General features: G+C 67.1%; 8 protein-coding genes and 1 tRNA gene. 6 read left to right on the plus strand and 3 right to left on the minus strand.

Going from position 1 to position 9,563, the window contains the following annotated elements:
- The first annotated feature begins 196 nt into the window (after positions 1-196).
- From ACWGKT_RS47850 to ACWGKT_RS47870, 5 genes are all read left to right on the plus strand, one after another.
- Complete coding sequence (locus ACWGKT_RS47850) at positions 197-1,903, plus strand: IS1182 family transposase (RefSeq protein ID WP_453278718.1); 1,707 nt, start codon at positions 197-199, stop codon at positions 1,901-1,903.
- A gap of 204 nt (positions 1,904-2,107) precedes the next feature.
- A complete protein-coding gene (locus ACWGKT_RS47855) occupies positions 2,108-2,878 on the plus strand; it encodes a hypothetical protein (RefSeq protein WP_453278719.1) in 771 nt (256 codons plus the stop codon).
- Between the two features lies 1 nt (position 2,879).
- Positions 2,880-3,122, plus strand: coding sequence for a helix-turn-helix domain-containing protein (locus ACWGKT_RS47860; protein WP_453278720.1), 243 nt, complete (start codon positions 2,880-2,882; stop codon positions 3,120-3,122).
- 299 nt (positions 3,123-3,421) lie between these two features.
- A complete protein-coding gene (locus tag ACWGKT_RS47865; protein WP_453278721.1) occupies positions 3,422-3,895 on the plus strand; it encodes a hypothetical protein in 474 nt (157 codons plus the stop codon).
- Positions 3,866-3,942 (plus strand) — tRNA-Ser (locus tag ACWGKT_RS47870). The genes ACWGKT_RS47865 and ACWGKT_RS47870 overlap by 30 nt, the downstream gene beginning before the upstream one ends.
- Positions 3,943-4,074: 132 nt before the next feature.
- Here the strand turns inward: ACWGKT_RS47870 and ACWGKT_RS47875 are convergent.
- The 3 genes from ACWGKT_RS47875 to ACWGKT_RS47885 form a co-directional block, all read right to left on the minus strand.
- Positions 4,075-4,236, minus strand: a complete 162-nt coding sequence (locus ACWGKT_RS47875) for a hypothetical protein (RefSeq protein ID WP_453278722.1) — start codon at positions 4,234-4,236, stop codon at positions 4,075-4,077.
- Positions 4,237-4,681: 445 nt separating this feature from the next.
- Positions 4,682-5,080: an RICIN domain-containing protein gene (locus ACWGKT_RS47880; RefSeq protein WP_453278723.1), complete on the minus strand. Its 399-nt coding sequence runs from the start codon at positions 5,078-5,080 to the stop codon at positions 4,682-4,684.
- Between the two features lie 156 nt (positions 5,081-5,236).
- Entirely contained in the window at positions 5,237-5,815 is a 579-nt protein-coding gene (locus ACWGKT_RS47885) for an RICIN domain-containing protein (RefSeq protein ID WP_453278724.1), read from the minus strand.
- Between the two features lie 283 nt (positions 5,816-6,098).
- Between ACWGKT_RS47885 and ACWGKT_RS47890 the strand changes: the two genes are divergently transcribed.
- The gene (locus ACWGKT_RS47890) at positions 6,099-9,521 is read left to right on the plus strand and encodes an nSTAND1 domain-containing NTPase (protein WP_453278725.1); all 3,423 of its coding nucleotides are present in this window, start codon (positions 6,099-6,101) and stop codon (positions 9,519-9,521) included.
- The last annotated feature ends 42 nt before the right edge of the window (positions 9,522-9,563 follow it).

Genomic DNA, 9,563 nt, shown 5'->3' on the forward strand with positions numbered 1-9,563 from the left:
CCTCTCATCAGGCACTCCGGAGCTTTCGATGTTCACTCCGGCATAGAAACACAAGCCACAGAGTCACAACCAGCCACTTTCGACACACGCCCTAGCTTGACTCTGTCGGGGATCTTGGAGTTTCCCGGTACGGCAGCGTGATCAACGGGCATGCTCGGGGCTGTTCCAAAGGTCCTTGCGATTGTCGAGGTGCTCGTTGTCCCTCCGTCCCCGTTCCGGTGAGCAAGTCCCGTCTCTGACCGCGCAGATCGCGCGGGCGAGCAACCCGGACGGCACGACGGCGATATGGGTGCGTGACCGGCTCGACGGGCTGTGGTGCGACGAGGACTTCGCCGACTGGTACCCGCGCGACGGGCGTCCGGGTCTCTCGCCCGCCCAGCTGGCCACCGTCTGTGTGCTGCAGTTCGTGCTCGGCCTGTCGGACCGGCAGGCCGCCGAGGCGGTTCGCTGCCGCATCGACTTCAAGTACGCGCTGGCCATGGAGCTGGACGATCCAGGCTTCCATCACAGCGTGCTGGCCGACTTCCGCGACCGTCTCGCCGATGACGGCCGTGCCGACCGCCTGCTCGACCTGGCGCTGGCCCGCCTGAAGGAGGCCGGGCTGGTGAGCGAGCGCACCACGCAGCGTACCGACTCCACCCATGTCCTGGCCGCGGTGCGGGATCTCACCCGAATGGAGCTGGTCACCGAGGCGGTCCGTGCCGCACTGGAAGAGGTCGCCGGCATCTCTCCTCACCTGCTGGACGATCTGGTCGATGAGGACTGGGGGCGCCGCTACGGCCGCCCGGTCCGCCTGGGCAAGAACCCCACCAAGCCCAAGACCAGGATCCTCGCCACCGGCAACGACGCCGTCCGGCTCCTGGAGCACCTCTACCGTCACGGAGCGGACCGCGCGTTGGGCCCGCGTGTCCAGGCCCTGCGCCAGATCATGGTGCAGAACTACCACCGTGACGCCGCAGGACGCCTGCGCTGGCGCACTGCCGAGACGGAAGGCGGGCCCGGGCTGCCGCCCTCGTCCCGGGCGATCGTCTCTCCCTACGACACCTCGGCCCGCTACGCACGGCACGGACACATCATCAGCTGGAAGGTGTTCTCCGCCCATTTGACCGAGACCTGTGCTCCCGACGGCCCCAACGTGATCACGGACGTGGCCACCACCGCGGCCACCACCCACGACAGCCAGGTCCTGCCCGGCATCCACACCCGACTGCGGCGCCGCGGCTTACTGCCCGCCGAGCACCTGGTCGACGCCGGCTACACCTCCCTGCCCCACCTGGAACAAGCCGCACGTGAACACCAGGTCACCGTCTCCGGGCCACTGCGCAGCAACCCCACCCGCCAACACCGCAAGAACGAAGGATTCGGCCGGGACGACTTCCATATCGACTTCGACCGCCGCCAGGTCACCTGCCCCCAGGGCCAGATCAGCGCAGGCTGGCACGGCCCCTACCCGACCTCCTCTCCCACCGCCGCCCCGCTGATCGTGGCCCGGTTCACCAAGAGCCAGTGCCGCCCCTGCCCTGCCCGCACCCGCTGCACCACCACCGCCGACAGCGCCCGGACCGTGGGATTTCCCCCACGAGAACTCCGCGACCTGCAACTCCGCCTCCGCGCCGAGCAGCAGACACCTGAGTGGAAGACCCGCTACGCGGTGCGCTCCGGAGTGGAGGGAACCGTCAACGAGTTCGCCCACGGCCACGGCATGCGCCGCTGCCGCTACCGAGGGCAGGGGAAGGCCCACATCCAGCACGTCCTGACGGCTATCGCCGTCAACATCGAGCGCCTCAGCGGACTGCCACCGGCCGAGGAAGCCCTCGTACCCCGCCGACCGACTGCCTTCCAAAACTACCTCGACCAGCGCGAGTTACCTCGGCTGAAATCCTGGCGAGCCCTGGGCAGTTGACCTCGCCGACTCCAAGATCCCCGACAGAGTCAAGCTAGGAGTTCGATCTTTCCTCGGCCTGGTCGAGCTCGCCCCGTGGCCGCCGTGCGGCGCCAGGCGCGGCCCTTCAAACCCTTGTGCAACCATATCGAATATCAATAGCATCGACTTTCGATGGTGCGCGGACCCTGAATGCACGCGCACGCTCTCGAAAGTGAGGATGCCTTGGAGTCGCTTGTGACCGGCCCCGCCGAACCGATCGCCCGTTCGAGGCGGCTCCCCGACAAACTTGCCATCCTGATGCTCTTCCTGGCGATCGCAGCACCGCTGTACGGCATCGTCTACGACATCAATGGAGCCACCCAGGCCGGTGCTGACGTCGGCGTGAGCGTACAAGTCCGAGCAGTGGACCGCCTCAAGATCCCCCTGCCCGACCACGCCATCACCGCCGCACAGGCGGAAGGCGTGGCAGGACGCGAAACGCAGCAGGCTATACGCCAGTACGATGGCGACCCCACCGGCCACACCCTGCACCTCGATGTACCGGGCGCCCGGGGCGCCACCTGGCTGGACGCCGACCTGCCCACAGTCACTCTGAGATCCTGGGGCTCCACCGTGCCCGAGCAGATCCTGGCGCGCGGCGGCACCGCGGTGATCACCGTGTGCGTCGGCGTCGGTGCGTTCCTGCTCTACCGGATCCTGCTGTCGATCGCGGCCGGGCGGCCCTTCGAATCCCGCAACCCCAGACGGATCGCCGGCCTGGCCGGAGCGATCTGGGTGGCCGGAGTGGTCCCCGGGGTCCTGACCTGGGCAGCCGCGAGCCTCGTCCTGCACCGCACGGGTCTGGCCGGGCCGCACAGCCCGGTCGTGGCCCCACCTGTGGACCTCATCGGCTCGGTGACCTGGAATCTCCTGCTGCCACTCCTAGTGCTGGCATTCGCGGAAGCCTTCCGCCGCGGCGGTGAGTTGGCCCGGGACGTCGAGGGGCTCGTCTGACATGGCACCCGATGCTGCAGAAGAACCGCACCGGGTGGTCTGCCACCTCGACACGCTGCTCACCGAACGCGAGATGACCCTTACCGACCTCGCCGCTCGCGTGGGCGTGACGGTCGTGAACCTCTCGATCCTCAAGAACAACCGGGCCAGGGCCATCCGCTTCTCCACCCTCACCCGGATCTGCGAAGCCCTCGACTGCCAGCCCGGCGACCTGTTCACAGTCACCCCCGCGCCGGACCGGTGACACTCGGGCCGCGCACGGCCAGGCAGCAGGGCGGGCTCGAACGTAAGGGGCGGGAGGGGAATTACGAGTTCCAGATTCTGAGGTCAGCCCTCATCCTTATCAGGTCGATCACAGGGACCGTCGACATCGGTCAACCCGGCCTGCGCCCCGGCCGATCGTCCCCTGAGGTCCGCCGCCGAGCGCTGCTGTTCGTGCTAGTTGGTGTCAGCCGCTGGTGTCAGCCGCCGCACGCGGTCTTTGCAGCGGGCGTCGCTGTTGAGCGATTGAGGCCGTCCCTGGCGTGGCGGAGGATGGTGCTCATGTGCGCTCTTTTCGACCCTCCCGAGCCTCGCCGCGTCTCGCCGGGCGAGTACCCCGTGTGGGACCAGGCTCTCGCCCTTCTGAACCGGGACCTGGCGGCGACGCTTCCCCAGCTGGAACCCCTGCAACTGCTGGCCCTGCCGTCCTACGATGCGGATGAGCCGGAGAACGTCCACGTCGCCATGGCCAACGGCGAGTGGCACGGCAATCACCTGGACCCGGACTCGCAGGACAACCTTGCCTCTGCGCTGGCGAGCGTCGCCGATGCTGCACAGGAGACCGTCATGGAGCTTCTGTGGCAGGCGTGGCCCCTGTGTCCTGAGCATGGCCTGGGCATGCATCCGAGGGAGGATGCAGAGGAGCGGCTGTTCTGGTGGTGCGCGGGAGAACGGTTGCGTCGCGGCCCGGCTCATATTCAGGCGGCCGTGGGCGCACTCGATGCCTTGGGAGAGTCGATCCGTACACGGTCTTGAAAACCGTCGTGGCAGCGATGTCACCGTGGGTTCAAATCCCACACCCACCGCCTGTGAGCGGCCCCTGACCAGGTAAATCAGTCAGGGGCCGTTCTCGTGCGCGTTGTCCGCCAGCGACCGCGGTTCCCCGCTGCTTCCCGACCGAACGGGCACGGGAGGGGCACGTTGACTGGCACTCTTTAGACGGCGAGCAGCCCGGCGAGCACCACAGCCCCCGCCGCAGAGAAGACCCGCAGCTTCCTCCAGCCTGGTCCCGAAGCCTGGCGGTTCAGCTCCCACACGAACACCAGACCGCCACCGAGGCCCAGCGCACTCCGCAGCAGGAAAACAGCCGTGTGCATAGGGAGCCTCCAGGGAGCTTCAAATGGACGGGAAGGTTACCCCGGGCGGCGGTCTGGTGGTGTGTGGGGGCGCTCATGCGGGGCGCGGGGGCTCACGCGGTCGGTGGAATTTCAATGATCGAGTCAAGGCCGGGGGCGCGCCCTCCACCAGTGAGGGCGGCACCTCGTCTCGGAGATCGTCTGTGCCTCAGCCGACGAACGTCAGCCACGACGGCGGGCACGCCGACTGATCAGGTGCGCGTGTGTCTCGCTGCAGCCCCGCCGGCCTCAGCCACGCTGCCGGTTTTGTGGCCTCGGGTTGAGTCAAGCCGTCTGCGGGCGGGCCTTCGTGCCGCCACCGTTCGATTGTGACGTCGAGCCACCCGTCGAGGCCATCGACGACGTTCTCAGCGCAGGGGCCTGGTGACGGTTCCGGACGGCAGGTCGCTCCGTGGGAGCGGCTCTGTTAATTCAGGTAGAAGCGTTGGTTGCTCACATTCTTGCATTTCCACAGGATGATGCGAGCGCCGTTCGTCTTGCTTCCTCCCTGGACATCGAGGCATTGAGTACCCACGTGGATCTCGTATGTATTGCCTCGTGGGACGGGGTACCAGGCTTGCTTGAAGGCGCTGTGGCAGGACCGCTGTGTTACCTTGTGGCCCTTTCTCAGGTCGCCGCCGTCGAGGCACTTGTTGCTGAACTCGGATTTCACCCAGTACCGGAATGCGCCGTTGTCCATGAAGGTCCAGCGCTGGTTCCTCTGCCCGTGGCAGGTCCACTGATCGATTTTCGCTGCGTCACTGGCGTCCCAACCGTGCACAGTGATGCACTTGTCGGGTGTGTGGGCCGGCCGGATGTAGTGCACGCCCGGCACAGGAGTTGCGCGCTCAGAAGACGCTGCGGGAGCACTTGAGGAGGCCGTGGGCGCTGAGGCAGCAGGGGATACGATCCCGAGCATGCTCGCGCCACTCAACAGGCCCGCCAGAAGAATCCTACTTTTCTTCACTTTTCCCTCCGAGAGTCAGGCGCGGACCATCTTGAATTTCTGGTTGCGGCCGTAGTTGCAGCTCCACAGCACGAGTTGTGTGTTGTTCCGCTGGGACGCTCCCGGAACGTCCAGGCACTTCTGAGCGTCGTACCAGGGTTGGATGGTCGCGTAGCCTGCGACGCTCTTCACGAAGAATTTCTGGTTCTTACGGCTGTTGCAGTCCCACTGACCGATCTTGGTGCCGTTGGCCTTGCTTCCGCCCAGCACGTCCAAGCACTTGCCGCTGTGCTCAGCTGTGACGTAGGCCAGTCCCCGGTCACTGACGAAGAGCAACCTCCATCGCTGGTTGGCCCGGTTCAGGCATGTGTATTGGTCGACGGCGGCACCCTTGGCTGTGCTGGCACCGTGGACGGTGAGGCACTTACCGCTGTGCTTCGCCTTGAAGTACCAGACGCCACCGTCACGCAAGGCGTCCTGGGGCGCCGGTGTTTTCACCGATGCCGCTTGCGAGAGCATGCCGCCGGTCGCGGCGTTCGCGGACGGGGTGAGTGCGATGCCGGCTCCCAGTGCCCCTATAGCAGCTGCGAGGGCGAGTTTCCTGCGCTTCTTCACGCTTTCGTTCCTCCGTCGTTGGAGATGCGCACCCCGGGTCCCGTCGACGTTTCTGGCTCCCGACGGGCTGGTGCCTGCCATCGAGTTCAGCGGGCTGGGTATTGAATGGGCAGCCGGTCTCATCGCCCTGATCAATGGCCGCACTGCAGGTGACAGGCCCTCGTTGTAGTCCCTGACCAAAGAACGCGCTCTTGCTTGCTCTTCTGCGACGGGCGCGCGTAGCTTCGCGAGTCGCAGCGCCGCATCCACGGGAGAGGCGGCAACGGGGTAGGGAGAGCTGTCGATGGCGGGACGTCGGGAAAGCCCACTGGATCCGAGTGCGGGGCCGGTTGCGCGGTTCGCGTTCGAGTTACGCAAGTTCCGGGCGGAGGCGGGCAGTCCGACGTACCGGGTGATGGCGCAGCGTACGGGGCAGGGGGCGAGCACGCTGTCGCAGGCGGCCGGTGGTGAGCGGTTGCCGACGCTGCCGGTTGTCCTGGCCTACGTCCAAGCCTGCGGCGGCGACCAGGAAAAGTGGGAGGCGCGGTGGCGTGAGGTCTCCGCGGAAGCGGCGGCCCAGCGCCGGCCCGAGGACGAGGATGATGTCCAGCCTCCCTATCGGGGACTGGCCCGTTTCGAGACCGGCGACGCCGAATTATTCTTCGGCCGTGATGAGCTCACCGACCGCCTGCTCGGGCTGACCCGCTCCCGCCGGTTCACCGCGGTGTTCGGCCCCTCAGGCAGCGGCAAGTCTTCCTTGCTTCGGGCCGGCCTCATCCAGCGCCTGCGAACTCCGGACCCGGCCGGGGCGCCGCCAGCTGCGCTGCGCGTCCTCACCCCTGGCGCGCACCCGCTGCGCACTCACGAGCATCGCCTTGAACCGAAGGACGCCGACGGCGACACGTGGTTGATCGTGGACCAATTCGAAGAGCTCTACACCCTCTGTCACGACCCGGCCGAACGCGATCAGTTCATCGACCGCCTGCTGGCAGCCGCCACCCCGGCGAGCCGACTGCGCGTCGTCATCGCCGTCCGGGCGGACTTCCTCGGCCGGTGCGCCGAACACCCCGCCCTCACCGCCGCCCTGCAGGACGGCACCGTGCTCGTCGGGCCGATGACCCGCGACGAATTACGCGAGACCATCATCAAGCCCGCCCAGAGCACCGGCATGATCGTGGAACGGACGCTGACCGCGGGCATCCTCGACGAGGTGGAGGGCGAGCCCGGCGCGCTGCCGCTGATGTCCCACGCCCTGCTGGAAACCTGGCACCGCCGCAAAGGCCGCGCTCTCACCGAAGCCGCGTTCGAGGCGGCCGGCGGGCTCCACGGCGCCATCGCCCGTACCGCCGAAGACGTCCACGCCAGCCTCGCCCCAGCTCAAGCGGCTCTTGCTCGCCGCATCCTGCTGCGGCTGATCACCCCGGGCGAGGGAACCCCCGACACCCGCCGCCCCGCCCAACGCGATGAATTCGACTTCGGCGACCCCGTAGACACCAAGACCGTCTTGGATCGGCTGGCCCAGGCCCGCCTGGTCACCCTCGACGAGAACGCGGTCGACATCGCCCACGAAGCCCTCATCACCGCCTGGCCCCGGCTCCGGCAATGGATCGACGATGCCCGCGAGCGACTGCGCCTTCACCGTCACCTGACCGAAGCCGCCCAAGCCTGGAACAGCCTCGGCCGCGACCCCGGCGCGCTCTACCGCGGCACGCGTCTGACCGCAGCCGAAGAAACCTTCACCACTTCCGACATTACCGACGACCTAACCGCTGTGGAACGGGACTTCCTCGCCACCAGCTCCATCGCTCGCCAGCGCGAACAACAGGCGACGGCCCGCACCACCCGACGCTTGCGACAGTCCGCCATCACCCTGTCCGTCTTGCTCGTCCTTGCCCTCGTAGCCAGCCTCACCGCGTGGAACCAGTACCGGGTCAGCGATCAAGAACGACGCAGGGCTGTTGCAGCCCAACACCTGGCACTGTCTCGGCAGTTGGCTGCGCAATCATCCAGTCTCCTTGGAACCGATCCAGACCTGTCTTCGCTTCTGGCCGTACGGGCCTACCAGGCCAGTCACACGACCGAATCCATCACCAGCCTCTTCGCCGCCGCAGCCCTCCCACTCGGTCACCGGCTCACCGCACACGCCGAAGTCTGGTCGGTGGCGTTCAGTCCGGACGGTCACACGGTGGCCAGCGGTGGTGACGATGGCGTGGTGCGGCTGTGGGACCCGGCCACCGGAAAAGAGCGCGGCAGGCTGACCGGACACCGCGGAGCGGTCTGGTCGGTGGCGTTCAGTCCGGACGGTCACACGGTGGCCAGCGGTGGTGACGATGGCGTGGTGCGGCTGTGGGACCCGGCCACCGGAAAAGAGCGCGGCAGGCTGACCGGACACCGCGGAGCGGTCCGGTCGGTGGCGTTCAGCCCGGACGGCCACACCCTGGCCAGCGGCGATGACGGTGGCGATGACAGCCGCAATGACGGAGTGGTGCGGCTGTGGGACGTGCCGACCGGCCACCTGCGCGACACCCTGACTGGCCACACCAACACCATCCTGTCCGTTGCGTTCAGTCCCGATGGGCGCACCCTGGCCAGCGGCGGCAACGAAGGCATGGTGCGGCTATGGGACCCGGCCACCGGCCGCCCGCGCAGGGCAATCAGATACGGAGCCTCTGCATGGGCGCTGGCGTTCAGCCCGGACGGCCACACCCTGGCCAGCGGAGGGCTCGACGGTGCCAAGACCGTGCGGTTGTGGGACGTGGCTACTGGTCGTCAGCGCAGGGCACTCGGGCACGGGGGCGTTGTGACATCGCTCGCGTTCAGTCCGGACGGCCGCACCCTCGCAAGCGCCGGAGAGGAAAGCACCGTACGGCAGTGGGACACGGCCACCGGCCAGCAGCGCGGCACACTGGTCGGCCACTCCGCCACGGTGCGGTCGCTTGCATTCAGTGCGGATGGCCGCACGCTGGCCAGCGGCGGCGACGACCGAACGGTGCGGCTGTGGGACCTGTTCAGCAGCGGACGTGCGGCATCCCTGACGCCGCACGTCGGCGTGGAGTCAGTGGCCTTCAGCCCCAACAGCCGCACTCTTGCCAGCGGAACCGACGACGGAGTGGTGCGGCTGTGGGACGTGCCAAGCGGCCACCTGCGCGACACCCTGACCGGCCACACCCGTAGGGTCCAGTCCGTAGCGTTCAGTCCCGACGGGCGCACCCTCGCCAGCGGCAGCGACGACACCACCGTCCGACTATGGAATATATCTGCCCGTAAGTTCCGTAAGGCCATCAAAACATACGTAGGGATCCATTCTCTGACTTTCAACCAACACAGCAGCATTCTGGCCAGCGGAGGAATTGAAGGCCTGGTCGGACTGTGGGATGTCAAAAGCGGCAAACAGCGCACTACCTTCACCGAAGACCAACAAGGACCGGTGTCATTGGCGTTCAGCCCGAACGGACACACTTTGGCCGCCGGAAGCGGGGACACCACGATCCGATTGTGGAACGTAGCCAGCGGCAAACAGCGAGTCCTCCAGACGTCAGACGTCGCAGTCGAGACCGTGGCGTTCAGCCCGGACGGACGCACCTTGGCCAGCGGCGGTGCTGACGGAGTGGTCCGGCTGTGGAACGCCGAGACTGGTCAACCGCGAAAGAGCTTCACCGGCAGTAGCGACAACGTCAGAGGGCGGTATGAGACTTCATACGGGTTTTGTCGTCACCTGAACGTGTGACGGTGCGGCATCCCGGCCGGTCGGCGGCCATGGGCATGTTGG

The sequence above is a fragment of the Streptomyces sp. NPDC054794 genome, from assembly GCF_053611585.1.

Excerpts from the sequence above, each read along its gene's own strand:
- ACWGKT_RS47860 (WP_453278720.1), top strand. The coding sequence starts at position 2,880 with ATGGCACCCGATGCTGCAGAAGAACCGCACCGGGTGGTCTGCCACCTC.
- ACWGKT_RS47865 (WP_453278721.1), top strand. The coding sequence starts at position 3,422 with ATGTGCGCTCTTTTCGACCCTCCCGAGCCTCGCCGCGTCTCGCCGGGC.
- ACWGKT_RS47875 (WP_453278722.1), bottom strand. The coding sequence starts at position 4,236 with ATGCACACGGCTGTTTTCCTGCTGCGGAGTGCGCTGGGCCTCGGTGGC.
- ACWGKT_RS47890 (WP_453278725.1), top strand. The coding sequence starts at position 6,099 with ATGGCGGGACGTCGGGAAAGCCCACTGGATCCGAGTGCGGGGCCGGTT.